The 26339-nt window shown below is 31.2% G+C and carries 24 protein-coding genes; 16 read left to right on the top strand and 8 right to left on the bottom strand.

Annotation, left to right across the window (positions count from 1 at the left end):
- The first annotated feature begins 57 nt into the window (after nucleotides 1-57).
- The 16 genes from LOS89_RS04180 (at nucleotide 58) to LOS89_RS04105 (ending at nucleotide 12794) form a co-directional block, all read left to right on the top strand.
- On the top strand, nucleotides 58-966 hold the full coding sequence (locus LOS89_RS04180) for a hypothetical protein (protein ID WP_231836595.1): 909 nt from the start codon (nucleotides 58-60) through the stop codon (nucleotides 964-966).
- A 615-nt stretch (nucleotides 967-1581) separates the two neighbouring features.
- A complete protein-coding gene (locus LOS89_RS04175; RefSeq protein WP_231836594.1) occupies nucleotides 1582-2004 on the top strand; it encodes a hypothetical protein in 423 nt (140 codons plus the stop codon).
- A gap of 218 nt (nucleotides 2005-2222) precedes the next feature.
- The gene (locus tag LOS89_RS04170) at nucleotides 2223-2603 is read left to right on the top strand and encodes a hypothetical protein (protein ID WP_231836593.1); all 381 of its coding nucleotides are present in this window, start codon (nucleotides 2223-2225) and stop codon (nucleotides 2601-2603) included.
- Between the two features lie 31 nt (nucleotides 2604-2634).
- On the top strand, nucleotides 2635-3006 hold the full coding sequence (locus tag LOS89_RS04165; protein WP_231836592.1) for a VOC family protein: 372 nt from the start codon (nucleotides 2635-2637) through the stop codon (nucleotides 3004-3006).
- Between the two features lie 217 nt (nucleotides 3007-3223).
- Nucleotides 3224-3736: a MepB family protein gene (locus tag LOS89_RS04160; RefSeq protein ID WP_231836590.1), complete on the top strand. Its 513-nt coding sequence runs from the start codon at nucleotides 3224-3226 to the stop codon at nucleotides 3734-3736.
- Nucleotides 3737-3906: 170 nt separating this feature from the next.
- Nucleotides 3907-4302, top strand: coding sequence for a hypothetical protein (locus LOS89_RS04155; protein WP_231836591.1), 396 nt, complete (start codon nucleotides 3907-3909; stop codon nucleotides 4300-4302).
- Between the two features lie 197 nt (nucleotides 4303-4499).
- Complete coding sequence (locus LOS89_RS04150; RefSeq protein WP_231836590.1) at nucleotides 4500-5012, top strand: MepB family protein; 513 nt, start codon at nucleotides 4500-4502, stop codon at nucleotides 5010-5012.
- A 174-nt stretch (nucleotides 5013-5186) separates the two neighbouring features.
- Complete coding sequence (locus tag LOS89_RS04145; protein WP_231836589.1) at nucleotides 5187-5861, top strand: hypothetical protein; 675 nt, start codon at nucleotides 5187-5189, stop codon at nucleotides 5859-5861.
- 169 nt (nucleotides 5862-6030) lie between these two features.
- Nucleotides 6031-6252: a hypothetical protein gene (locus LOS89_RS04140; protein WP_231836588.1), complete on the top strand. Its 222-nt coding sequence runs from the start codon at nucleotides 6031-6033 to the stop codon at nucleotides 6250-6252.
- Between the two features lie 45 nt (nucleotides 6253-6297).
- Entirely contained in the window at nucleotides 6298-7350 is a 1053-nt protein-coding gene (locus tag LOS89_RS04135) for a hypothetical protein (RefSeq protein ID WP_231836587.1), read from the top strand.
- A 1-nt stretch (nucleotide 7351) separates the two neighbouring features.
- On the top strand, nucleotides 7352-7786 hold the full coding sequence (locus LOS89_RS04130; RefSeq protein ID WP_231836586.1) for a hypothetical protein: 435 nt from the start codon (nucleotides 7352-7354) through the stop codon (nucleotides 7784-7786).
- A 12-nt stretch (nucleotides 7787-7798) separates the two neighbouring features.
- Complete coding sequence (locus LOS89_RS04125) at nucleotides 7799-8359, top strand: hypothetical protein (RefSeq protein ID WP_231836585.1); 561 nt, start codon at nucleotides 7799-7801, stop codon at nucleotides 8357-8359.
- A gap of 158 nt (nucleotides 8360-8517) precedes the next feature.
- On the top strand, nucleotides 8518-10437 hold the full coding sequence (gene tet(36) / locus LOS89_RS04120) for a tetracycline resistance ribosomal protection protein Tet(36) (RefSeq protein ID WP_146266213.1): 1920 nt from the start codon (nucleotides 8518-8520) through the stop codon (nucleotides 10435-10437).
- Between the two features lie 80 nt (nucleotides 10438-10517).
- Entirely contained in the window at nucleotides 10518-10877 is a 360-nt protein-coding gene (locus LOS89_RS04115; RefSeq protein ID WP_088656295.1) for a winged helix-turn-helix transcriptional regulator, read from the top strand.
- Nucleotides 10878-11001: 124 nt separating this feature from the next.
- Nucleotides 11002-11172 (top strand): hypothetical protein, encoded by a 171-nt coding sequence (locus LOS89_RS04110; RefSeq protein ID WP_167639577.1) that lies wholly within the window; start codon nucleotides 11002-11004, stop codon nucleotides 11170-11172.
- 237 nt (nucleotides 11173-11409) lie between these two features.
- A protein-coding gene (locus LOS89_RS04105; protein WP_374107722.1) for an IS3 family transposase occupies nucleotides 11410-12794 on the top strand; the annotation gives its coding sequence in 2 pieces (ribosomal slippage) (nucleotides 11410-11725 and nucleotides 11725-12794; 1386 coding nt in all).
- Between the two features lie 28 nt (nucleotides 12795-12822).
- Here LOS89_RS04105 and LOS89_RS04100 read toward each other — a convergent pair.
- The 8 genes from LOS89_RS04100 to LOS89_RS04065 form a co-directional block, all read right to left on the bottom strand.
- Nucleotides 12823-13503: a helicase HerA domain-containing protein gene (locus LOS89_RS04100; protein ID WP_231836584.1), complete on the bottom strand. Its 681-nt coding sequence runs from the start codon at nucleotides 13501-13503 to the stop codon at nucleotides 12823-12825.
- Nucleotides 13504-13515: 12 nt separating this feature from the next.
- Nucleotides 13516-15519 (bottom strand): AAA family ATPase, encoded by a 2004-nt coding sequence (locus LOS89_RS04095; protein ID WP_231836583.1) that lies wholly within the window; start codon nucleotides 15517-15519, stop codon nucleotides 13516-13518.
- A 5-nt stretch (nucleotides 15520-15524) separates the two neighbouring features.
- The gene (locus LOS89_RS04090; RefSeq protein WP_091468391.1) at nucleotides 15525-15737 is read right to left on the bottom strand and encodes a DNA modification system-associated small protein; all 213 of its coding nucleotides are present in this window, start codon (nucleotides 15735-15737) and stop codon (nucleotides 15525-15527) included.
- A 19-nt stretch (nucleotides 15738-15756) separates the two neighbouring features.
- Nucleotides 15757-17367 (bottom strand): AAA family ATPase, encoded by a 1611-nt coding sequence (locus LOS89_RS04085; RefSeq protein WP_231836582.1) that lies wholly within the window; start codon nucleotides 17365-17367, stop codon nucleotides 15757-15759.
- Nucleotides 17368-17371: 4 nt separating this feature from the next.
- On the bottom strand, nucleotides 17372-18010 hold the full coding sequence (locus LOS89_RS04080; RefSeq protein ID WP_091468384.1) for a hypothetical protein: 639 nt from the start codon (nucleotides 18008-18010) through the stop codon (nucleotides 17372-17374).
- 15 nt (nucleotides 18011-18025) lie between these two features.
- Nucleotides 18026-20185 carry a PIN domain-containing protein gene (locus LOS89_RS04075; RefSeq protein WP_231836581.1) on the bottom strand — a complete coding sequence of 720 codons (2160 nt, stop codon included), beginning with the start codon at nucleotides 20183-20185 and terminating at the stop codon, nucleotides 18026-18028.
- Nucleotides 20178-23816 (bottom strand): DEAD/DEAH box helicase, encoded by a 3639-nt coding sequence (locus LOS89_RS04070; RefSeq protein WP_231836580.1) that lies wholly within the window; start codon nucleotides 23814-23816, stop codon nucleotides 20178-20180. Before LOS89_RS04070 ends, LOS89_RS04075 begins: the two co-directional genes overlap by 8 nt.
- Before the next feature lie 222 nt (nucleotides 23817-24038).
- Complete coding sequence (locus tag LOS89_RS04065) at nucleotides 24039-26339, bottom strand: DEAD/DEAH box helicase (RefSeq protein ID WP_231836579.1); 2301 nt, start codon at nucleotides 26337-26339, stop codon at nucleotides 24039-24041.

Below are 26339 nucleotides of genomic sequence, written 5' to 3'. Positions count from 1 at the left end.
TCTTTAGTCCGCAACCTCGCAAAGCCTGGGAACGTTAGTAGCCATTATTTCAAAACTATGACCTTAACACAACAAATTCAAGCAATTAATAATTTAGTAGAGAAACAATATTTATCTGGAAACTATGGTGAGCTTGCTGCGCTTTCAAAACTATTTAAGAATAAATTTTTAGAAGATTTAGAAACAATTTTAAATATTAATAGCCGAAATGAACCATATTATAAGGAGAGATTTGAGGTTAGTTGTGGCTGGATTGATAAAATTCCACTTGCTAAATTTACTAGCACTATAAATGATATAAATGGAAATCGAATAACTGGAAAAATGGAATTAGGAGATTTACTTTTAATTTATACTCATAACAACAAATTCTCCACTGATAAAGGAATTCAAAATAATGCAATACAAAATAGAGCTGCAATAGTTCAAGCAAAAATTGCTGACAAGGCTTTTCCATTAGTTCCTATAGGCCAAATTTATTCAAGCAAAGTCAATTCAACTAGTAAGGAACTAGCATTATTGAGCAAATGGCCTGAATTTGATTTATATCAAACATCCAAATCAACAAATCCATTATTGACAAATGTCAATTTAGATAGAACAAAGCCAAATGCCAAATTTGCTGGTTTCTACCAAAAAAAATGGTATGTAGGAGAGCCCTCTCATACTGCTGTATGCAATGATTCATTAGGAGATTTGATTATGGGCATGATTTCAGGTAGAGATGGTCAAGATTTTGATACAAGTAAAACAGGAGACTGGAATTCACTTATAAAAAAAATGGTAGAAATTTGCGGTAAATATCAATTACCAAACTTCATATTTGGCTCTAGTAGTGGTTCACGCTTAAAGAATATTACTAGGACTCCGTTGATTTTATTCTTCTTTTTTGGATGGGACATATTTACACCTAGACGATTTCCAATTTTAGTAATCAATAAAATTTCTGAAGAAGGAAAATTATAACGGCTACTAACAGCGGTTTTGTGAAAGCGGGGTTTTAGGATTTATCGGTAAAGGTCAGTGTTTGCACTTCTCTGCAATCTTTCAACTTTTTTCTTTCAGGCTTTTCGGTATATTTGTAAACATAAGTAACAAAAATCCCCGCCTTCACAAAGCCGGCGGGACGTTGTGCGTCAGTTTGACCAAACCATCAACCAAAATTATTAAAATGACAATTTTAGCTTACTTGACTTTGATACTGACACCATTTTTAGGTGGAATTTTTATGATAATTTGTATGATACCTCTTTCAATATTTCAATTTATTGGACTTGACAAGGTAAAGTTGTCTTATTTATCAGCTTTAGTAGGTTCATTTTTATTGCTTTGGTGCTATGTTCTATTTTTTGAATGGTTAGATGTTCAAGTTTCATTTTGGATTTATATAATAATGATTGTATTAACGATTTTTAATAATGTAAAGCGGATAAAAACACGACCAAATCCAACCTATGAAAAAACTATATTGATAATGGAGTTGATTGGATATACCATAAGTGCAACGATATTCATTTTTACTTAAAATATTTCTCAATAAAAATATCAACATAAACCTTAACCAAAAGATTCAAAAAAATTATGAACGTAACGGACATTAATCCTTCTGAAATAATGATTTCTGCGATAGTTGGAGTTGTCGTTGCGGAACTATGGAATTTTATCAAAAGAAAATATGCAGAAACTCGCCCAATAAAGAAGCTTAAAAAAATTAAAGCTATCAAAGTTTTGTGGTTTATTTTGGCATATATCCTACCATTAGGAAGTATTGCGTTTTTAATCATTGATAAAAACACTGAACCGACTTTTAAAAATATTGCTCTATTCATAATAATTTGTATTTCTTTGGTGTATAATCTTTTAATGAGCCATATAATCAACCTTTATAAAATGAATACAAAACTGACTAATATAAGCTCGGAGAAACTAACAAAAATTGACCAAACATTCGATAAGGTTTATTATCACATTGAAAAAACTAAATCGGACAATAACCTGAAATAAAAAAACCGAACGCACAACAATAGCTATAAGTAATTGCTTGTTCTCGCCTACTTCTGAAAATCCTTGCGGATTTTCAGCTTGGTGTGTACTTGCAAAGTTAAGTGCTAAACCACGCAACTACTCATAGCCGAAACCGTTAGCGGTCATTGTTGGACGACATCAGTAACACGGACAACTTAATATAGATAAGTTTTCGACAACAACTAAATAAAACAAGTATGAAAGAAGTCATAAAGAAATTAAAGTTCAAAGACACAGGAGTAGTAGTCAATGCACCAGCCGACCTTGGAGCAGAGTTTAAAAAGAACGGTTTCAAGACATCTTTTGACAAGAATGAAAAAAGTAAAAACACCCTTGTATTCGTTAATAACAATAAAGAGTATCTGGACTTTCTGAACAAAAATTTGAAGAACATTGAACGAGATAGCATTTTATGGTTTGCTTATCCCAAAGGCACATCAAAAATTAAAACTGACATTAATAGGGATACACTTCGGATAACTGGAGCAGAATACGGTATTACAGCTGTATCCCTAATTTCTATCAACGACACCTGGAGTGCATTGCGGTTACGACCAATTGATAAATTTGGTAAATAATATTCAGTAATTTTATTAAAAACTCATAATCATGAAAGTAAACAGTTTAACACCAATGATTTACACAACCGACATACAAGGCACGGTTGACTTTTACGTTAAGACACTTGGATTTGAGTGTTTAGCTAACGAACCCGAATGGGGTTGGGCAAGAGTAAAGCTTGACAATGCAGACCTTATGATAAGCAAACCTAACGACCATCTCCCATTTGAGAAATCAAATTTCACAGGTTCATTTTATTTAAACACAGACAATGTTGACGAGATTTGGAACAAGGTCAACGAAAATGCAAAAGTGTGCTATCCGATTGAGAACTTTGACTATGGAATGAGGGAATTCGCTATATATGACAATAATGGATATTTATTGCAATTCGGACAAGACATTAAAGTAGGTGTATAGAAATGAATTGTTGAGGACTAAACAACGAACCGCTAACAGCGGCTTGGCGTAATGGCGAGTGAAGTGCTTCGTATGACAGTTTTGTGGTAGGTTCAAGTGCAGTTCTTCAATTGAGCTTTTGTGCTATAAATCCGCCACTACGCCAAGCCGCAAAACGTTGTGCGTAATGTTAAAAAAGCAACCGTAAAAATTTTAAACATAAGATAATAATTGAAAAATGATTGAAATTGATTTTCTGAATAAAAATCTTATTGAGGTTAAAACAAAAATTTATGATAAATTATCATTAAACTTTTCTAAAGTCAATAATGAGCTTGAAGGAACCGAATATGATGCTTGTCAATTTCACTTAAACGAAATGAAAATTATTTCAAGAAGTTCAAAAATAACACCTAAAAAAATTGGACAATTTGTAACATTTTGGAAGCGTAATCAAAACGGAGAAACTGAACCGTATTCTGAAAATGAAATATTTGATTTCTATGTGATTAATACAAAATCAGGCGATCGCTTTGGACAATTTGTATTTCCAAAATCAGAATTAATCAACAAAAGTTATATATCTTCTGAAAAAAAGGAAGGAAAAAGAGGTTTTAGAGTTTATCCGATCTGGGATAAAACAAAGAGTAAACAAGCAGAAAAAACTCAAAAATGGCAACTTAATTACTTTTTTGAAATTAATGAAACAACAGATTTGAAAAAAGTAAGTGAATTGTATGATATAAAATAAAACACTACGCACAACATCGGTTATAAATTATGGCTGGGTTTGCGCATATTTTCCGAATTTTCTCCGAAAATTCGAAATTAAATTCTATATTTGGAAACGCTCGGTCTGTGGTTTTTCGCCACAATTTTATAGCCGAGGACCGTTAACAGTAAGCTTAAAAAAACACTACGATGAAAATTATTTTAAAACTAACTTTTACATTTTTTTTATTTCTAAGTCCGAACTTTGTTAAATCTCAGACATACGAAAACTTTGAAAAACATATCGTAAAAGAATGGAAACTGGAAAGCTACGAAATCAACGGACAAATACTTCCGCCAAAATCTGGTCATGAATCAGACAAAATGATTTTTACTGAAGATCATAAAGCGAATTCTATAAATAATGGAATTTCTCAAATTGGAACGTGGAATTTTGACAAAGAAAACGGAATTCTTATCGTAGTTGATGACAATTATAAGTTTGAAATGAAGCTTAAAGTAATTTCTTTTGCAGAAAATAATTGTGTGCTTGAATTAGAAAATCCCGAAAATCAAAAAATCCGACTAAATCTTATAGCGAATTAAAAAGCCTACTGTTAACATTGGTTAGCTGTTATTGTGGCTTCTCGCCTACTTCCGAATTTTCTCCGAAAATCCGAAAGTATTCGTATATTTGGTTTGGTTAGTAACAAAACACCACAACATCAGCTAGCCAAGAACCGTTGTGCGTAATGTTAAAAAAGCAACCGTAAAAATTTTAAACATAAGATAATAATTGAAAAATGATTGAAATTGATTTTCTGAATAAAAATCTTATTGAGGTTAAAACAAAAATTTATGATAAATTATCATTAAACTTTTCTAAAGTCAATAATGAGCTTGAAGGAACCGAATATGATGCTTGTCAATTTCACTTAAACGAAATGAAAATTATTTCAAGAAGTTCAAAAATAACACCTAAAAAAATTGGACAATTTGTAACATTTTGGAAGCGTAATCAAAACGGAGAAACTGAACCGTATTCTGAAAATGAAATATTTGATTTCTATGTGATTAATACAAAATCAGGCGATCGCTTTGGACAATTTGTATTTCCAAAATCAGAATTAATCAACAAAAGTTATATATCTTCTGAAAAAAAGGAAGGAAAAAGAGGTTTTAGAGTTTATCCGATCTGGGATAAAACAAAGAGTAAACAAGCAGAAAAAACTCAAAAATGGCAACTTAATTACTTTTTTGAAATTAATGAAACAACAGATTTGAAAAAAGTAAGTGAATTGTATGATATAAAATAAAACACTACGCACAACATCGGTTATAAATTATGGCTGGGTTTGCGCATATTTTCCGAATTTTCTCCGAAAATTCGAAATTAAATTCTATATTTGGAAACGCTCGGTCTGTGGTTTTTCGCCACAATTTTATAGCCGAGGACCGTTAGTGGCTATATTAACCGAAATCAACAGAAAATGGGAATATTTGATATTTTTAAAAATAAAGACAAAATACATTCTAAAAATCAGAATTCAGAGAATGAAAAAGTAAATGATTCTATGGTAAATTTTGAATGTTATTATTTATTTGGTTTAACTGACAATCCAAATAGAACTTCAAAAGACTCTAAATCATTTAACGAACTTTATGAAAATGTAATTGGAAAAAATGGCGGTATAATAATTGGAAATTCATTTCATCCTTATCAAATTGTTAATCCTAAAGGAACAACAATTTGGCAGGCGAGTTATGTAAAACTTTATGTTAACGAAAATAAAGATGAAGTTTTTAAATCTATAATTAATGAAAACGCTAAATATTTAGTTGATTTGGAAAAAACTTTTAATGAAATAAATGTTTGGCCAGATACACGATTAACATATGAAGAAAATCCAATATTCAGTAAATATGTGCCATTCATAATTCCTTTTTTAGTTTATAAAAGTGAAGAACAACCAAAATGGGATTTAGAACTAAACATTCAAATTGCACTAAATGGACACGCTACGAATTATGTAAACTCAATAAATGAATTAACAAGATTTCTTATGCCTGAACCTTCGTTTATATTAGGTTTTGACGAGTTCGATGAACAAAATCCTTCAAAATTAATAGAGAACTTTTTAAATTGTAAAACGATGTTCGAATAAAAATACAGCCACTAACAGCGGTTTTAAGAAATTGGGGGTTTAGTCATTAATTTAAACTTTGTTTTGTACTTTTGAAGTTCGTGATTAACCGAAAGTTTGGGCTTACAAAATCCCCAACTTCTTAAAGCCACGAGACGTTACCAACAAGCCTAAGAAAAAAGACAGCGACATGAAAATTGACAAGACGACATACAAAGACAAAGAAAATCAAATCGGACTGACAGACGACCGCACCAGCCGACCCGAAAAAGTTTTATTTTTTGCCGATACACATTTTTTGTTTTTTAAGAGCCGCCCCACATTTGGCACATTGCCTTTTGCCCGACACACAAGCCAACGCTTCGCAAAAGTCAAAGAACCAATTCTTGCCGACATGTATAAAAAGTTATAAAAAAGTAAAGTGTAATTTATTCTAACGCAGAAAATTTTATTTAATATGAAATTTGCAACAATCTTCAAATCAGATTTAGAATACATTTCAAAATGTATTTTGGACTATCCTGATATCGAAACAGGAGGTGACTTTTTTGGTTTTTGGAATAATCTTGGGTTGCCAGTAATACAATATATAACGGGTCCCGGAGAAAATAGCTATCATAATATTGCCTTTTTTAAGCAGGATATTGATTTTCTGCAAAAAGCAGGAGATGCAGCATATAAATGTTTTGGGATGCAACATATTGGTTCATGGCATTCTCACCACAAGTTAGGGTTGGCTCAACCGAGTGGACATGATTGCCAAACAATGGCAAATGCTATAAGAAACAATAATTTAAATCAATTCTTTATGATTTTAGGGAATATACGAGAGGATAGTACTACTATTAACGGATTTCTCTTTGATAAAGAAAACGGTAGTAGCTATTATGAAACAAAATGGCGCATTATAAATAGGGAAAATCCTTTTAATGACAGTATTAATAATCATTTAAACAGGAAATTTAAGTTCTTTTCTTCAGATGTATATGTTCCTAAGACAAAAAGAGCACGACTTGTTAATTTAAAAACCGTAAATCCGATAAATGAAGAATTGTACACCTTAGATTTTAAACCTGAAAAATGGTTAGGAAGTAAAAAAGGTCGGGATGAACTCAAATATGTTTTTGATTGGTTATTAAAAAAAGCACCAGAATCAAAGATGTTTGTTAACGATTCAAATGATTTAACTATAGAATCAAATAGCTTCAAAATAATATTTTCAAATAATTTCCCTAATGTATATCCTACCATAATTTCGGAAAATACGATTGAAAAAAATGGAAATTATTTCTTGTACAGTAGTGCCAAAGACATTACCAATTATTTGGATGGAATATTGAAAATAAAATCACGAGAATATTACAAAGTTGATGAATTTCATAATGTAAAAAAAGAAGATGGAACTTCATTAGATACAAATGAAACACAGCATGAAAGTATCCTAACTAAGGAAACAAATATTAAAATAGATTCTGAGCAAAACTTGAATAACGAATTTAAACCAGAATAATATGATTACAACTCAAAGATTAAAAATTGAACAACAAGCTCTCGATTTTGGATTTCCCAAAAGATATGTATTCCATAATCTGGGCAGTGGAAGCGAATGGTTAGAAGTTGGCTTGAGAACAAATGCCGGAAAGACGTATCGGTTAAAAATATTATTAGATGATTTCCCTTTAAAATGTCCGGAAGTCTTTGTTTTTCAACCCACCAACCTCAAAGATTACAATGGGAAGCTATTAAAGGACTACGGAGTAAGTGCAACAATGCATTTATTAGGTCCAGATTCACAAGGCAATATTAAACTCTGTCATTACGGCGATAAATGGCATGGAAATGTAACGCTGTATAAAGTAGCTTTAAAATGCTTGGTTTGGCTTAACTGTTATGATGGACACCTAAGAACTGGGCAACCAATTGACCACTATTTAAAACACCAATAAATAATAAGAATTATGGGAACATTTAAAACACCGACGAAGGTACAAGAAGAAATTGCCAATATTAATGATGGTAATTCTGGAAAGGAAGTAGCATTTAATCCGCAGACTGGCGAATTAGAGGTTGTAGATAGTCAATCTGACATTGCACCCAATTCAACAACAATCACCGATGTGGCAAACGACGGATTTGCTTCTGATAAGCGACCTGTTAAAGTACAAGATGAAATTGCAAATATTAATGATGGAAGTTCTGGAAAGGAGGTTGCATTTAATCCACAGACAGGTGAGTTAGAAGTAGTTGAAAGTCAATCAGACATTTCACCGAACTCAACAACTATCACCGATGTTGCAAACGATGGTTTTGCCCGGCAAACTCCAATTGTTTATGCTTATGAGGAAGAAGTAAACAATTTTTTTAAAGCTGGGAATAACCCTATTATTAAAGGTGCTGCTTTCGGTTGGCAAGAGGAAGATGTGTATCATGTTCATATAGATATACCAAAAACGCCATTTTCCGGTACTCCTTGTATTTCTTATTTCGCTTTTGTTAGTCAAGCAGATTTTTCACTTTGATTTTAAAATTTATTTTCTACCTTTGTCACACTATGCGGCAGTAAATAATATAATTAGAAATACGAATTCAAGTTCTTGTGGTACATTCTACCATCAAGGATGTATTTTTTATGTGATGCATTTCTACAAAGCATCCGCTATATTATTTACAAAATCAAATGAAAACTATAAATATAGGTATTCTTGCACATATTGATGCAGGAAAAACCTCCATTACTGAGAACTTGCTATTTGCTAGTGGAGCAACTGAGGTACGTGGAAGTGTGGACAAAGGTAATACCACAACCGATTCGATGGATATTGAAAAACGAAGAGGTATCACCGTTAGAGCTTCTACAACGTCTATTCAATGGAACGATACAAAGATTAATATTATCGACACTCCTGGACACATGGACTTTCTAGCAGAAGTGGAACGCACTTTTAGAATGCTAGATGGTGCTATTCTTGTGGTGTCTGCTAAAGAGGGTATTCAAGCTCAAACGAGATTGTTGTTCAAAGTCTTGCAACAACTAGAAATTCCAGCCATTCTATTTATCAACAAAATAGATAGAGAGGGAGTAAATCTAAATCAGCTTTATTTCGAAATACAAAATAGCCTTTCAAAAGATATTCTTCTTATGCAATCCGTTGATGGCAAGATTTTAACTTCTAGCTGTACAATACACAACATATCAGAAAAGGACAGAGAAACAATTTTGGAGAAAGATGATTCTTTGCTTGAAAAATACTTAAGCGATACGCAACTCTCAAATTCAGACTATTGGAGTTCAATGATTCATCTTGTTCAATTCGCTAAACTACATCCTATCTACCATGGCTCAGCAATGTATGGCATTGGTATCGAAGATTTGCTAAACTCAATCACTACTTTTATTGAAACATCTCTACCTCAAGAGAACGATTTATCTGCCTATGTCTATAAAATTGAGCATAATAAGAAGGAACAGAAACGAGCCTATCTAAAGATTATAGGGGGAAGCCTTAGAACAAGAAAATCATACAACCTCAATGGCTCAGATGAGAATCTGAAAATAAGAAGTTTAAAGACCTTTTACGCTGGAAACGAAATAGATGTAGATGAAGTTTCTACAAACGATATTGCAATTTTAGACCATGCCGAAAGTCTGATGGTAGGTGATTATTTAGGAACAATGCCAAGTTTATTTGATAAATTGAATATTCCTAGTCCTGCTCTCAAATCATCTATACATCCTGCCAAAGTAGAGGATAGGAGTAAATTAATTTCTGCTATGAATGTATTATCGGTAGAAGATCCATCTTTAACGTTTGGTATCAATGCTGATAATAATGAGCTAGAAGTTTCTCTTTATGGAGCAACTCAACGGGAAGTTATTTTGACTTTGTTGGAGGAGCGATTTTCGGTAGATGCTTACTTTGAAGAGGTGAAAACGATTTATAAGGAACGTCTGAAAACGAAATCGGAATACACCATTCATATCGAAGTGCCACCTAATCCTTATTGGGCATCTATTGGCTTGATTATAGAACCTTTGCCAATCGGTGCGGGACTTACGATAGAGAGCGATATTTCATTGGGCTACTTGAATCAATCTTTTCAGAATGCAGTATTCGATGGAGTCAAGAAAGCCTGTGAATCGGGTTTGTATGGCTGGGAAGTAACCGACCTTAAAGTCACTTTTTCTCACGGAATCTATTATAGTCCAGTGAGCACACCTGCCGACTTTAGAAGTTTAGCTCCCTATGTTTTTCGATTGGCTTTACAACAAGCTGATGTTGAGTTGTTGGAGCCAATCTTAGATTTTAAATTGCAAATTCCAATAGCTGTGAATGCTAGGGCTATTACAGACATCAACAAGATGCAAGGCGAAATATCTACTATTACTTCAGATGGTGATTGGACTACTATTTTGGGTGAAATTCCTTTAGATACTAGTAAAGAATACTCAGCAGAAGTCAGCTCCTACACTCAAGGCTTGGGCATTTTTGTTACTCGATTTTCGGGCTATCAAATCACCAATAAAAAGGTAAGCAGAAGTGTAGAACTGAATGAAAAAGATAAATTGATGTATATGTTTGAGAAGGAATTAGGATAAGAGAATGATAAGCAAAATAATCAAAGAATGCATTCTCGCACTATTTTTGTATCTTGTTCCTACAAATTAACTATACAATTATGTCTGAAAGAAAAATCCCTATATATCTAGAATGTGGTTATAGCATTGCTATGCAGGTGCTTGGCGGAAAGTGGAAAATTTGCATCATAGAAGCACTTCGAGATAAGCCACTACGCCCAAGTCTGATATTCAAGGAGGTGCCTGATGCAACAGAACGTGTAATAAATCAACAACTTAAAGAATTGTTGGAGTATAAGATTATAGATAGAAAAATTTATGCAGAACAACCACCTCGTACTGAGTATTTTCTGACTGATTTAGGTCGTTCCGCATTTCCTATTCTAGACGCATTGGACCAATGGGGCGAGGAAAATAGAAAGTTCTATGAGGAGTTGTTTAATGCTGAAGATGAAGACTAAATGGACTTTAAATAAAAAACAGTGCTTATATATCCAAAGAATATATAGGCACTATTTCTATCGATAATATAATTTAGCTGAGTTGTTTTGTGGCAGCTATTACAATTTCTCGGATACATACATTGTGAATCAAATAGAAGATTGGGCTAAAAAATATAATGTAACATTAAATGATGGTTGGAAAGTTGAGATTGCTCGTGCAATCCAAAATCGTTTTGAAAAAACGATGGAATCTATACCCACAGACTTAAAAGACAAGTGGATTAAATTATTTGAAACTATAACGACAGAATAGTTTTTTATACAGCATAATTGTCAATCCGAAACCTACCAAAAGTTTCGGATTGTTTATTTAATAGGCTTTTTGTTACTTTTTCTCCCTGTCCGTTTAGTTAGTCATGGAAAAAGTAACGGCGGAAAAATCCGCCGTCTGTTCATGCTATATCAGTTCCTGTAAATCGTCAGCAAAAAGTGGACTGATTTAGTTCAAAACTAAGAGAGTGTTTTCAAAAATTATTAACTTTGAAATAGTATGAAAACACCTAAGAAAAAAACAGCAGAGAATTTCATCAAAGACATTCGTAGAAATACACGAAGAATCTTTAGTTCCGAACAGAAAATTCAGATTGTTATGGAAGCTTTACGAGCAGAAATGTCAGTTGCAGAATTGTGTCGTAAGTATTCCATTAATGAATCTCAGTTTTATAAGTGGAACAAAGAATTTTTGGAAGCAGGTAAAAAGCGTTTAGCAGGCGATGTAACAAGAGAAGCTACGAGTGATGAAGTATCAGAGCTCAAGAAAGAAAATCAGTCTTTAAAAGTAATGATTGCCGATTTAGTTTTACGCTACGATATTGTAAAAAAAAGCTTGGACATGCTGGATTAACTGAAAAGTTTAAGAAATATATGCGACTTACAGTATCCGAAAAACAAGAAATCATTCACATGGTTACTCGTTCAGAAATTGGCGTAAATCGAACACTTCGGGAGATTGGAATCAATAAAAGTACGTTTTACAATTGGTATCATGCTTACAGCGAAAATGGTGTTGAAGGATTGCTTCCAACCAAAAGAGCAGCAAACAGGCAATGGAATAGCATTCCACAAGAGCAGAAGAATTTGGTTGTAAAATTAGCTTTAGATTATCCTGATTTGTCTTCTCGAGAATTAGCCTATAAAATCACTGATGAACAACAGATATTCCTATCAGAATCAAGTGTTTATCGGATTTTAAAGTCAAGAGGTTTAATTACAGCTCCAGCTCATATTTTTCTGAGTGCAGGTAATGAATTTACAGACAAAACAGGCTTTGTTCATCAAATGTGGCAAACGGATTTTACCTATTTTAAAATATTGGGTTGGGGTTGGTATTACTTGAGTACGGTTTTGGACGATTACAGCCGATACATTGTACACTGGGAACTTTGCTCAAACATGAAAGCCGATGATGTAAAAAGAACTGTTGATACAGCCATTAAGAAAGCAAAATTGATAACTAAACAAAAACCAAAACTCTTGTCCGACAATGGTTCGTGCTACATTGCAAACGAATTAAAATCGTATTTAAAAGACAATTATCAAATGCAACAAGTACATGGAAGACCCAATCATCCACAAACACAAGGAAAAATTGAACGCTATCACAGAACCATGAAAAATGTTGTAAAACTTGATAATTACTTTGCTCCCGAAGAATTAGAAGCTGCTTTAGAAAAGTTTGTTTATCGCTATAACAATGAACGCTATCATGAATCATTAAACAACTTAACCCCAGCAGATGTCTATTTTGGAAGAGGTGAAATGATTTTAAAAGAACGTGAACGATTAAAGAAAATGGCTATTATTGGCCGAAGAAATGAGTACCAAAAATTAAAATTAACAACAAATCAAAAAAAACATTTATCTTTGAATTATTAACTAAATACTCTCTTAGGAAAAGTCCACTTTAGTTTGAAGACGTACATTTGTAGTCAAAGAATAGGAAGTTAACCGGATAATTACTTTCTACAGATAGTGAACGCATTTCGTTCATTAATACTGCTAATAAATTTGATTTACCAGAACCTGTTGTACCTGCCACCAAAATTTGTGTATTGGTTACATTTTTACTATTCATATCTAAATAGGCATTGATGTCGCCATCATAACTACCGATATTTAAATTTAAGAATGGGATTTGACCTGCTTTTATAGACGCTGCAGTACTTACTTTTAACCAATCATGTAAAGTATCACCTTTCATCAGAATGTCAAAACCTCTAAATATTTCAGCATTTACCACTTTACTTTTTGAGATATTATCTTCCCAATTGATATCTAAATCGTGGTATCTTAACTTGATTAACGATGCTAGTATTCCGTTTAAATTATGAACTGTAAATAGCGTTGGGTGAATACTATTTGAAGACATTTGCATGTTCAAATCGTCTTTTGTTCTTTTTTCTGTATCGGACAAACCTGCGATTAAACACATACGCATCAATTTAGCATTACCTTTAGGGGTCACGTTTTTATGATTGTCTGTATAGTGTTTTAAATTGATATATTTTTCTAAACGTTCACGCAAATCATTCATTTTTGAATTTAGTGCCTCCGCTTGTCTTAAACCTGTTTCTATTGCTGCCATAACTTCCTAGTATTAATTTGGGAAATACCCTTCAACTACTTCTGTTAATTGATTTTCTTTATCGCGAACTAATGTGAATTTTTTTGCAATAAAATTTTCAATTTTTTCTAAATCAATATGTTTTCTTATTTCGCTATCGGTACTTAACAAAATGGTTTGATGTGATAACTTAGGGAAATAGTTTTCTAAAAGAGAAGCTCTACTACTTTCATCTAAATATCCCATTACTGTATCAATCATTACAGGTGGATTATAGTCTCCGAAATAATGTAAAGATTTTAAAAGTACCTGGATAATAATTTGTTTTGATGCTGCATTCAATTCCTCTAAATAGATTTCGTTACCTGCTTTGTGGTAAATTTTGAAGGAAAGATTACTTAAATCTTCTGATAGTTCTACACGATCAATTTGATTTTCATAAGCCACCAATGTTGTATTTAAGTCATTTTTCATGGCTTCTTCAATACGTGACTTTTTGTTAACCAATAGCGCGTTTGATACTTTTGTAAATAATGGCCCTAATTTTTTAAGTAATTCTAATTTTGGATTAGGAACTTCTTCATCTGATAAGTCGAATTTTTTGATTTTAGTATCTAATTTTTCAATATCGGATTTGTAACCTTTGATGGTTTCTTTAAGCTCTTTTATTTTGAGCTCGTTTGCTTCGAAGCTTTGAATGATTTCATCGCCACCGCCAACATCACTTTTTCTTAAATCTAACAACTGAATTTTTAAATTTGGTAAAGTAGCTAGTTCTTTTTCCAAACTTTCTTTTTGCTGTTCTATTATGTTAAATTGATTGATGCTAGACCAACCTAGTAATTGTTCCAAATTAGTTACATCGTTTTTATCGATAAAATCATAATCGGTTTTGGTATTGTCTTGATTTGATTTTTTTATGATGTATTCTTTAAGTAATCCTTTTTGTTCGTTTGTTAGTTCTGATTCTATTAAATTGTTTTCTTTTAAGAATGCGATTACTTTTTCTGAAATTTTAGTAATATGCTCTGGTTCAATAAAATCATTGTTGTTTTCTTGACTTTTTTCTGCTAAGATTAACTCGATTTCGTTTTGAATGATGGAAATGAGTTTAGGTATAAATACCTGAATTTCTATATCATTTAAGAATCTTTCCGATTGTTCTATAAATAATGTTTCCCTGTTGAGAATGTCTTCTATTTTTCTTTCTACCAGTTGTATTTGCTCTTTGATGTTTGCTTGTAGATTTTTACCTTCTTTAGCACTTTCATAGAACTCCTTTTGACTTAATGAATAGCTTAACGCACGTTCGTAATGCGTGTTGGTTGCTACTATTAATTCTTCAATTTTCTTCTTTTCTTCTAATAGATTTTTGTATTGATTACGTTCTTCTTCAATTTCAATGCCTTGTGCAATGTATTCTTGTGTTAAAATATTAGTTGCATTGCCTAATTGAATGTATTTATTGAACCCCATTACGTTTTCAATATTTTCTTTGATGACTCTGTTCAGGTATTCGTCTTTTAATAAATTACCTGCTTCCATAGCATCAAACAAGAAATATTTACTCAATTCTTGTGGCAGATTGGCTTTGATGATTTTATTTACTTCGGCTTCTTTTTTTACTCTTTCTGCATGAGGCGTTGCTGTACCATATTGAAATATATCACCGTTAAGATTTAGTGTTACTGCTTCAACTGGGCTGTTTTGTGCATTGATGGTGTATAAACGCTTGATTATGTATTTGTAATCATTATGAAGCACTTTACCTGTGAAGTGAATTTCAAGTTCGATTTTATTAGAACTATTTCCTTCATTTTTTGCTCTTTCTCCTGCGTTTTGTAATTTGTTGAAGTGTTCAAAGTCTTTCACTTTTAAACCGTAAAGGGCATAGTAAATGGCTTGAAACAAGGTGGTTTTACCACCACCATTTTCACCACCAATTAAAATAATAGGCTGCTCTTCGTTTACCGTTAAGTCTAAATCGAGCTCGCGATAGGTTTTAAAGTTTTTGGCAATAATTCTGGTAATTAGCATAATCCTTATATTTTGTTTAACGCCTTTTCGATGATTTTTTCAATCTTTTTACTGTCAATATCTTCGTTATTGATTTTTAGATTGTGGAATTCTTTTAATATATTTTCTTGTAACCATTCAAAATCTAAGCCTTGTTCTTCTGTTAGATTTTTAATGATATCCATATCTTCTTTACGGATGCCGTAATGAATGAATGCTGTATCTAAACCTTTACTCATAGTTCTATGTTTTTGAAAATTAGAAAATATCTTCTTCTTTTTCTCGTTTTGTTTGAATTATTAAATTTTCAGAATCACTTTCTGCGACTTCAAATTTTTCATTATTTTTCTCAGCACTTGCTAATCTAGCTCTAGTTGAAGCCCATTCTCTTAATCCATCAATTTTTTTCTTCATTGTTTGTGCAAGAGGTACAATTTGTTCGATTGCTTTTTCTAAATGAATAATAGAAATTTGATGGTTTTCTGGGTTGTCTATATAAGAAAGAAACATAGCCTCTTTTACAACTTCTTCAATTTCAGCACCATTAAAATGTTTTGTTTTATCTGCTAAATTATCAAAGTCGGTAATGTTTGTTTGACCATTTTTATCTAAGTGTATTTTTAAGATATTTTTTCTTTCTTCTTTTGAAGGTAGATCCACAAAGAAAATTTCATCAAATCGTCCTTTTCTCAATAATTCAGGTGGTAAATCACTTATATTGTTTGCTGTTGCCACAACAAAAACTGGTTTTGTTTTTTCTTGCATCCAAGTTAAAATTGTAGAAAAAACTCTTGAATTAGTTCCTCCATCTTTTTCACCACCGCCTACACTCAGTCCTTTTTCAATTTCATCAATCCATAAAACACATGGAGCAACAGCTTCGGCTGTAGCAATTGCTAAACGTATATTGTTCTCACTACTTCCTACTTCAGCTTGAAATACTTTTCCAATATCCAATCTTAATAATGGTTGTTTCCACTCAGTAGCCACACATTTAGCTGTTAAACTCTTACCACAACCTGGAACCCCTAATAGAAGTATTCCTTTTGGTTCTTTTAAACCAAAGTTTTTTGCTTTTCTTTCGAAAGCTTTACTTCTTTGTTTTAACCAATTTTTTAGATTATTTAATCCTCCAACACTTTTTTCAAGTTCCTCATTTACTTGATAGTAATCTAAAATTCCACTTTTTTTAATTATCTGTTCTTTTTCATTAGCTATAATTCTCGCTGCTTCTTTACTATTTAATCCTACTTTTTCTTTGGCTAACCTGAAAGCTAAATCTGCTTCCATATCTGTCATTCCTAAAGCAGAATCGATTAGAAAGTTTTCTAAATCGGGATTTACATTTTCATTTGAAATGATAGTAGATAATCTAGTTTTTAAATCATCCTTGTCCGGTAGTGGAACATTGACAATTGTAAGATACTTTTCTAACTCATCTGGTAATTTTAGAAAAGGAGAAAGTAGAATTAAATGTTTGTCATACGCTTTTAATATGGAAGATAGTTTACGCAAGTAAACAATTACTTTATCATCTCTAAAATATTTATGGAAATCTTCTACAATATAAATTTCTTTGGTCTTATTATCGGTACTCTCAGCATCTCTTTTTATGAATTCTAAAAGTTCTTGATAGCCCTTAGTTTCTCCATACGCCTTGTGTCTTTCTACTTTTTCAAGTCTATTGTTTTGTGTTTTTAAATGTGTTTGTAAACCATCAACATTATCCCAAGAATAAAATGAATAATCTAATTCAAAAGCAATTCTTCTTAATTTTTGCATAACACGACCATACTCAGAAGTGGTCAAATAAAGCAAAGGGTAGTTTGCTTTCAACATATCTTTAATATCTTCAAATGTATTGTCCATGTTATTAGTTTTTAGCGATTATTTTATTATTGATTGTACAATATGATTTTGTTTTATATCGTTCTGGAACTTCTTTCCTTTTAATTTCTATTCCTTCACGTCTTGTTGTACCAAATGAATGATCAATTTTTGACATTGCTTCATCTGCTAATTTATGTAAATCTTCTGGTATATAATTAGAATCTGTTATTACAGTACCATCATTTAAAATTGTAAATTGAATTTCGGTGCGTTTTTCATCTTCATTTTCAATTTTAGAATAACCCACCATATAAAAACGTTCTACTTCATCAGAATTAGCAATAAAATCATAATCTTTCTTGAATGTAAAGCCTGCTGCTTCAAACTCCTTTAGAATTGTTTCTTTTGCATATATTCTGTTTAATTCATAAAAAGTATCTTGTAATTCGAGTACAAATTCTTTAGCATTTTTGATGTAATAATTGTTGTAGCTGACCATATCACCTTTAACTTTTAAAAGGTATTCGCCTCTTAAATTTTCTTTTTGATTGGCATTAAGTACCACTAATTCGTTATTTATTATTTCATATTTCCATCCCAAATTATCACAGGCTTTCATAAGCACTTCTTGATTCATTACTTGTGGATTTCTAAGAAATTTTGAGGATTCAAAACAAGACATACTCTATTTTTTTAGTTATAAAAATTTATTTGCAAATTCTTGATAATTTAAGACTTTCATTTCTACTGTTTTGGCTTTTTCAATTAGTCCTTTATCTTCAGTCACTAAGTAACCTTTTTGATCTTGATACATTAAGGCCGTAGCCAATATCATGTTATCCGATGATCTTTTATTAAAATCTGGTGGTAACAAATTTAAATTTGCTTTTGCTCTGTGGATATTATGACTCTTTGAAGAAGATATACTTCTAATAATTTTTGTTGCCGTTTCTTTGAGTTGTGGATTGGCTTTAAAACCATCTAATTCATCCAATACTTTGGCAGCAATGATTATTTTATGTTTCTTATTAATTTTTGAAATTATGCCTGGATCATTTATGAAAATATTTGTGTCAATTATGAAAGGATATACCCTTTTAGCTTCTTCAAATTCTTCAATTTTATTATCAATATTTAATTTAATTTGTTCAAAACGATTGATTAGCTTTTGATTGTTGCTATTAATTTGATTTTTTATTTTTTCTAGTTTTTTCTTTAGATTATATCCTTCTTTTTCATTAGTAATCGTCTCTAAATCTTCTTCAATTTCATCAAAACTATCAATTATTTGTTCTTCAAGTCTTTCTAATCGGTTTTCTTTAAAACTCTCTAACAATTGAAGTGCTTCGTCAATAGTTTCTTCATACATGCCTAAACCTTCAAATACTCTTAGTTTTACATTGTAAAAATCTAGTTCTTCAATTTGTTCAATTGATGCTATATCTTCTTCCATGTCGTTTTGAATACTTCTATTTATTTCATCACAGATTGTTAGTGCATAATCATTAGAAAACTCGGTTTTGATGTAATCTTTTATTTTAATTCCTCTATCATCCCATTTGTTCTTATTGAAAAATGATTTGGAATATTTTCCTATTTGCCCAATTACAATTTCATAATAATTTGCATCCTCATCTGTTTCAACTATGAAAAACGAATTTTTTACATTCTTTTTAGTAATGAATAAATTAACAGAATCATTTGCTAGAGCGAGTAAACTTTCATATCTAGCATCATCTTCATCTTTCAAAATTTCTGGAAATACAATAAATATTTTAGATTCGATGTTTTCAATTTTTTGTAAAATTTGAAAAATTTGGTCAAAAATAGATTCAGAACAAAATGTTAAACATATGTACAAATCATATTTGCTATGATGCGGGACTAAAGAACTAAAATTATTTAAAAAGAAATATTCATCAAATATATCTTTAGTTAACAACTCATTTTTTACTTGAATTAAAGGATTGTTTTTATCAATATGCCTTATAGCTTCTTCATAAACTTCATTATATTTTACTTCCGTTTTTACAGTTTCCTTACTATCTAAAGCTGCTAGGATTTCATCTTTGACATAGCTGTCATTATTTATCCATTGGCTAAATGATTTTTGTATTTTTTTATTTTTCTCATCAAAACAATAAGCCTTAAAAATCTTTTCGTTACTATCATAAGTTATTGCAATGGGGTATGTTTTGTAAAAATCTTGTTTACTTACAACTATTGCATCAGTAAAAGAATTTTTCTTTTCAATATTGTATATATCGGGGATTTGCGTAGCTGCAATCTCTTTTATAAAATCTTCATCTTCAAAATCGATTGAAATTCCAAGATAGTTATGTACTGCGATTCCTTTAGTAAATTCAAAATTTTCTTTTGCCTTCAAATTATCACCTGTTGTGTGATCAAAGTATAATTCAAAGGGTTTATTGATTGTAACTTTAAATTTAGATTTCATTTTAGCATATTCTCTTCCAGTAGGTGTAAGTCTGCATCTTGAAAAATTGATATCACCACCTTCAATCATTTTACCAAACTCACCTGAAGCAAGAGACTGTAATGCTTCCATTAAAATTTCTTTTTCAGCAACATCTAAATATCGTTTTGGATTTGAAGATTCATAAACATTCATACCCAAAATATCACCAATTTGCTCAAAGCTCAATTGTTCATCTATTGTTAATAATTGACAAATTACTTTATCAAAAGGAGTAAAAGGAATAGCCTCTGTACAAGTAGCTAAATAATTGACTTTAGAAAAAATAAAATCATAATTTAGGTGACCTATGTAGATTTCACCTGTTGACATGACATTTTCTAAATGCTTGTATATTTCTATGTCTAACTCTTTATGCATTGTATTTGTTAAGTTTTTTGTAATCATCAATTATTAATCCTTCTTGACGAATAATTTCAATAGCGTTTTTGTAAATAGCATTTCCGTTTTTGTCTTTATACGATTCGAAAAACTTCAAATTACCTACAACGATTAATAGTCTTCTTGCCCTTGATAGTGCCACATTTAAACGTTCTGGAGCTTTAGCAAAACCAATGTCATGATTTTTTTCAATTAGTCCTGCCTTTAAAATTTTATTACTTCTAACCGTTGAGACAATTACAATATTTCTCTCCATTCCTTGGAATTTATCTACTGTTTTAAGTCTGATAGGGATGTTTAAATCTTTTTGAGCATATTTTTTAACATCAATCAATTTTTTTAATTGTTGACCATAAAAACTAATTATTCCAATTTCTTGTTCTTGTAGTCGTTTATCTTCGTCTTTGATGCTGTTAAAATGGTTAAAATATTCCTCAAAACCTTCTGCATTTTTCAAATAAGTAAGTGCTCTTTTTACCGCTTCCACTTCCTTTTCATTTACTCTAGAAGTACTTACTAACTCTTCAGGTTCGTCTACATTAATCCAAATAGTATGCACGTCTGGTTTTATAAAGCCTTGATTTATTAGTCCGTGATATCTTGAGAAAGGATTTGATAAATCTTCCGAATCGGCATGTGTAATTAACTCTTGAGCAGGTTCTAAACCTTCATCTGTTTCACCCGTATAAAATTGTTTGATTACATTATTAATTTTTGGATGCATTCTATATTGAATATTTAAACGAGCTGCAATTGATTTTGGCACTTTTGGATTCAAAATAAGACGTTCAAATTGACTTGTTTCAACAAAATCTTTATCAATTTCTTCCGCTAATTTTAAAGCTCTTTCCGTATTCAATTCTAATAATGCTTCTTTAAATTCTTTTTCATTAAGCATTGGTGGCAATTGTCGATGGTCGCCAATAACGATTGATTTTTTCCCAAAACACAGCGGTAATAACATTTCTGGTGGAGTTGCTTTACTCGCTTCGTCCATAATTACCGTATCAAATTCTACATTTATCCAATTACGTTTATCGCCTGCATCTATTTTGAACGCCTCTTTAGTATTGAAAATGAATTGGTAACTTTTAGCAAAATCATTACTACCACTTGAACTACATGTACTACCAATAACATTAGCATACTTAAAGTACTTATCTTTAAATAACCTTTTCACTGAAGCTGTTGGTTGTGACAATTCAAAAGCCCAATCTTTTAAAGCTGCTTCATACTTATGATTGCTTGTTTGATGTGATTTCTCAGCAATACGATTCATCCAAATTTGGATAGCATTGTTATATGGGTTGTCTTGTATCAATTCTTCTTCCTCATCATTTTCTTCTAATGAGTCATCTTCAAACTCAACTGGAACGAAATTATCATCCAACCATTTCATTATTCTGTTGATTGAATATTTTTTTCCTTCTTCCTCAAATTTGGTATCTTTTCCAAAACGAAGAGGTTTAACTAACGTATGGTCTTTGTTCAATAATTTTTCCAACGCATTATCTACCGCTAAGTTTGTTTCAGAGGTAAGCAATATCTTTTGGTTTTGATTTTTACTAATCATTTGCCAAATCAATTCTGCTATAACGGTGGTTTTTCCTGTTCCTGGAGGACCTTGCAACAAGCATAAATCTCTTGCATGTAAAGCTGCTAGAATAGCTTTACGCTGGGAATCGTTTAATTTTAATAGTTCATTTTTTCTTATTGCTTCCCACTCTTCACTTTGCGGTGTTAGATCTTTAAAAATTTCTTCTGATTTGCTTGAATCAAAAATAAATTCACCCAATCGAGGGTTTACTGATTTGCCATTTGGTCTATCTGTAGGTGCTACAATTTTAGCCATAGCTTGTTTTAACCAATTTGTTTTTGCTTGGTCTCCTTTCAAATTAGGAAATACTTCACGAATTGGTTTATTATCCTCTAAATAGTCCAATAGTTTAGCTACTATTTTTTTATCTTCTTTACCGCGTAATGCCAGTGAAAATGTTAAGCTTGTTGTGTCAGATTCATACGCATTTAATTTACCAATTGATAGGTAACTATTATTTTTTTCACTTTTAGAAGTATCAATTAGAAATTCTACATTGGCTAACTCGTGAATTCTGTCTTGTAAAACTTGTTTTTCTGTTTTGGTTTTAACCAAATTGGTTTTTACTTTAAATTTAAATTCAGGATCTGTTGGAGATAAACTAAAATCAAATTTATTTATCTCTCTTATTTTTTTAAACTTTTCGAAAAATTCTTCATTTGTTTCAAAATCAAATGAAATAGTATCAGAAAGTTCGTTTACAACCACATTAAAATCTAAAAAATATAAATCTCTTTTAATATCATTCCAGAATTCCTCTGTGAATTTTGAAATTACTTTATTTTCTGATTCAACTCGTTTTTTTTGATAGTAGTATTTTTTTCTAATTCTAACTTTATCTTTTCCAAAAATCTTTTTCAATGTCCAATTAAAAACTGTCAAATCTTCTTCGTTTTCAGTAGTGATTTTGAAAACATTATTGCTTGGTTTAGGCAGTACTTGACCTTTTTCCAAAAGTTCATTTCTTTTACTCTCTAATACGTCTGAATTACAAAGTACTAAAAATTCACCCACCACTTCTTTTAGCTCATAATTTTGACTATCAAAATAAGATTGAAGTGTTTCAAAAGGGACTTTGTTAGCCGTAACTTCTAATAGAACTGTTTTTCTTTCTTTCTTTTCAATTTCTACTGTTTTACAATCAATATCATAGTTTAGCGCCTTGAAAACATTTTTAAATCTTGTTGAAATAGATATTGGCTTTAATTTTAATATTGCCCCAATTGATTTTTCTCTTTCAATTATTTGGTTGAATTTTTTATGAATTACCGCATCTAAACCACGGTAGATGTCATCAAATTTTAAAAAGATGTTTCCTTCTTTATCAAATGTTTCTTTGATACTAAATTCATTTAGTAATTCTTCTTCAACCTCTTTGTATTCTCTACTTTCTTTAACTTCTAAATCAACTTTGAACTTGTATTTTGTTGTAATTCCTTTTTCATTATTGAATTCAACTGGATGGTGGTATTTTCTAACTTTAAAGGGTTGGGCATTTCGTTGTAATAACAAGTCTTGTGCTTCAATCCATTTGTACCAAATTTCTCTATCGTTTTCTAATTTAGCAATAGGAGCAATTTCTAAGTTATTGATTCTTTCGTAGAGATTTTTTTGTTCAATAATAGGAAAACGAGATTCGTTTTGATCTATAAAAATCAATTTACAAACTTCTTCGATATAGTATTTACTATCTTGAGGTAATGCAATAGGTTGAACAATCTTTGATTTCTTTTTACTTTTAACAGCTGCCTTATAACTAAAAGTTTGTGCATCCCATACTACAACAAGGTCTAATTGAAACCCCTCAGCTTCGAAAGGAATAACAATTTTTTGTTCTTTGTCATTTACTTTTAAAAAGTAGGTCTTATATTCAACATCTTTTAGAAGTGATTTTATCTGTTCTATTGTTGTGGTGTTGCTTCTATTAAAATCGGTAATTAAAATATCGTGCCATCTAACAATGATTTCGATTGCTTTTCCTCCTCCAAAAATATCTTCGTGTAGTATAGCCATATGGTTTAATTAATTTGTGTTTTTAATTGGCTCTTATTTTTAATTTATATTACATTACCCCTGTATAAATTTTCCTCTTTTTTACTCCTGGCTTTTATTACATGGGTAATTTTTACTGTTTTTTTAACATGAACTTTTGAACGTGTTAACTTTTTCCGTTTTTTTTAACATGAGTTTCTAAACCCCATAACAATTGAAATTATAGTGATTAGTATATAAATGTTATTCTTTTGCGTTAACAGGGTCAAATCTATCCCAACCGTTCGTATCTTTTGTATTGGTGATTTTGTTTTTACAATACCACCAAGTTGTTGTTCCATTATTATCTTTAGGAATTAATATTCCTCCAATTGTTTTATGTCCTTTTTCATTTCTTTCTGCAATAAAATCTATTAGTGCATTGTGTTTTAAATGAGCATTGGCTGGGTCACTACCTGCTGTTTTGGTATCGAATAAACAAGTAATTCCCGCTTTATTTAGTATCACAAAATCAACATAAAACAAACTTTGTTTGCCTAGATAATCCTCATAAGGTACAGCAAAGTGCTCTTTTGCTTTTTCTCCATTTTTATACCACCAATGTAGATTTTCTTTTTGTTCCTCTAAATATGCAGCAAATCTAACCTCAGGTGAAGAAGCTCTTTTGTATTCATAAAAAGGTTCTAATGCATGTTTTTCTACATTCTCTTTTTCATCATATAATTCATTATAGATTCTTTCAACAGGAACTTCCCATTTGTAATTTTGAATATCTTTTGTGGCTTTGTTTGCTTTTTCTTCTTGCATTTCTTGATAACGCTCCTTTGCTTTTTCAATTAACTCGATGAAAATAGGTTGGTTATCGTTAAACAACATTATTTTAATAGCATCATACTCGATGATACCAAAATAATCTTCAAAGAAATATTTCATAGCTCCTTCTAAAACAGGAGTACTATCGACCGCTGCATAAGGAGCCGTTAATGAACGACAAAAATCTCTAAACAAACGCGCTAATTCACTAGGCGTTTTGGCAAAACGAGCTGTTTCTGTAACTAATTGTGTTTCCACCTCACCAGTTAGTAATACATTTTCAGGAATTACAATTTCTATGGTATTAATATCCGTGTTGATGAATCGCTTTTTTAGTAATTGCTTATTGATTTCGAAAAAATGGTCTGAACCTATTTCTCTTTTTACTTCCCAATTTAATTCTGCAATTTCATACAAAGCAGTTCTAAATTTTGCCCCTAAACGATTTCTAACAATACGAGTATTGATGTAAGTAGAATCTAAATAAACTGGCATGTAGTTTTCAATTCTACGAGCCTTGTTCATGGTGATATAACTCATATCATCTTGAACTATTTCTATTTGATTTTTACTTAAATTGGTAAAAACATATCCTTGATTTAATAATGGATTAGGATAATGCTTCTGTTCCGGCATACGCAAAATTCTACCTACCGTTTGAATCGTGAATGTGGTACTTTTTAATTCTCTAAAAATTAAAAGAACTCCTGCACGAGGACAATCCCAACCTAAAGCTATGGCTTGTTTGAATAATAATACTTCCACCATATTATCTGGTTTTTCAATATCGGCTACATTGTCTTTTCTCCCTGATAACCACACCGCTAGTTTGTTATTATTAACGGTAATATTGTATTTGACTTCTAAGTTTTGTAATACTATATCGATATATTTTTCATCATCGGCTGTGTTGTTATCACTAGAATCGTTTGGTAACTGGATTAACAATAAAGGATTGATTTTTACACCTAAATTTTCATAGGCTTGACGTAATTCTTCTCTTTTTGCTAACGCTTGCTCTAATAAAATTTCTTCTAATGAACGTCCTTGTTGTTGTATGGTATCTAAAGCTGGATTTAAAATAATTCCTTCTTTAATCATTTCTTCAGCAATAACGTCTTGACGCTCTACCAAAGTTCTGTAATCACTACTAGTTGTAGGTGTTGCCGATACCCTAATTTCTACTTTTGGATATATTTTTTGTAATACTTCATTGGCACGTTTTGCTGTTTTTGTATTCGCAAACATGTGTTCTTCGTCTATAATGACAATGATTTCTGTATCGTTTAATTTGGCTTTATTAATGAAACTATAAAGATTTTTATTGGTTTCATTTTCTTTAATCATCGTGTTTTTCTCTTTATTGATGCTTTCCCAATTTACAAACAACACTTCGTTTGGTAGTAATTCATCATTTGAAACATCTTCAAAGAAAATAGGTTTTATGGAACGCATTTCGGCAAAAAAGCCTTTCATAGCGTTGTAACTTTGAATGTACAATTTGTTAGGTGCTATCCAAATAAAAGCTGCTTTTCGTTTTTCTAATTCATAGCGTTCTGGTAATTCTTCACAAAACTTGTTAAGTAATGATGCCATCATTACGGTTTTACCTGAACCTGTGGGTGCTTTGAAAATTAAATTTTGTCTTGCACCTGGTTTTTTTAATAATTTATATAGGTTTTTCGTAAGGTCGTTTACGGCTTCTTCTTGGTAATTTTTTAAATGTATCAT

Origin of the sequence: Flavobacterium channae (assembly GCF_021172165.1) — a bacterium.
Taxonomy (GTDB): domain Bacteria; phylum Bacteroidota; class Bacteroidia; order Flavobacteriales; family Flavobacteriaceae; genus Flavobacterium; species Flavobacterium channae.
This window is presented reverse-complemented; position numbering and strand designations above follow the sequence as displayed.

Bases quoted from the DNA above. Each gene is read 5' to 3' on its own strand.
- LOS89_RS04180 (WP_231836595.1), top strand. From the start codon at position 58: ATGACCTTAACACAACAAATTCAAGCAATTAATAATTTAGTAGAGAAA.
- LOS89_RS04175 (WP_231836594.1), top strand. From the start codon at position 1,582: ATGAACGTAACGGACATTAATCCTTCTGAAATAATGATTTCTGCGATA.
- LOS89_RS04170 (WP_231836593.1), top strand. From the start codon at position 2,223: ATGAAAGAAGTCATAAAGAAATTAAAGTTCAAAGACACAGGAGTAGTA.
- LOS89_RS04165 (WP_231836592.1), top strand. From the start codon at position 2,635: ATGAAAGTAAACAGTTTAACACCAATGATTTACACAACCGACATACAA.
- LOS89_RS04160 (WP_231836590.1), top strand. From the start codon at position 3,224: ATGATTGAAATTGATTTTCTGAATAAAAATCTTATTGAGGTTAAAACA.
- LOS89_RS04155 (WP_231836591.1), top strand. From the start codon at position 3,907: ATGAAAATTATTTTAAAACTAACTTTTACATTTTTTTTATTTCTAAGT.
- LOS89_RS04150 (WP_231836590.1), top strand. From the start codon at position 4,500: ATGATTGAAATTGATTTTCTGAATAAAAATCTTATTGAGGTTAAAACA.
- LOS89_RS04145 (WP_231836589.1), top strand. From the start codon at position 5,187: ATGGGAATATTTGATATTTTTAAAAATAAAGACAAAATACATTCTAAA.
- LOS89_RS04140 (WP_231836588.1), top strand. From the start codon at position 6,031: ATGAAAATTGACAAGACGACATACAAAGACAAAGAAAATCAAATCGGA.
- LOS89_RS04135 (WP_231836587.1), top strand. From the start codon at position 6,298: ATGAAATTTGCAACAATCTTCAAATCAGATTTAGAATACATTTCAAAA.
- LOS89_RS04130 (WP_231836586.1), top strand. From the start codon at position 7,352: ATGATTACAACTCAAAGATTAAAAATTGAACAACAAGCTCTCGATTTT.
- LOS89_RS04125 (WP_231836585.1), top strand. From the start codon at position 7,799: ATGGGAACATTTAAAACACCGACGAAGGTACAAGAAGAAATTGCCAAT.
- LOS89_RS04115 (WP_088656295.1), top strand. From the start codon at position 10,518: ATGTCTGAAAGAAAAATCCCTATATATCTAGAATGTGGTTATAGCATT.
- LOS89_RS04100 (WP_231836584.1), bottom strand. From the start codon at position 13,503: ATGGCAGCAATAGAAACAGGTTTAAGACAAGCGGAGGCACTAAATTCA.
- LOS89_RS04095 (WP_231836583.1), bottom strand. From the start codon at position 15,519: ATGCTAATTACCAGAATTATTGCCAAAAACTTTAAAACCTATCGCGAG.
- LOS89_RS04090 (WP_091468391.1), bottom strand. From the start codon at position 15,737: ATGAGTAAAGGTTTAGATACAGCATTCATTCATTACGGCATCCGTAAA.
- LOS89_RS04085 (WP_231836582.1), bottom strand. From the start codon at position 17,367: ATGGACAATACATTTGAAGATATTAAAGATATGTTGAAAGCAAACTAC.
- LOS89_RS04080 (WP_091468384.1), bottom strand. From the start codon at position 18,010: ATGTCTTGTTTTGAATCCTCAAAATTTCTTAGAAATCCACAAGTAATG.
- LOS89_RS04075 (WP_231836581.1), bottom strand. From the start codon at position 20,185: ATGCATAAAGAGTTAGACATAGAAATATACAAGCATTTAGAAAATGTC.
- LOS89_RS04070 (WP_231836580.1), bottom strand. From the start codon at position 23,816: ATGGCTATACTACACGAAGATATTTTTGGAGGAGGAAAAGCAATCGAA.
- LOS89_RS04065 (WP_231836579.1), bottom strand. From the start codon at position 26,339: ATGATACATTTAAAAAATTACCAAGAAGAAGCCGTAAACGACCTTACG.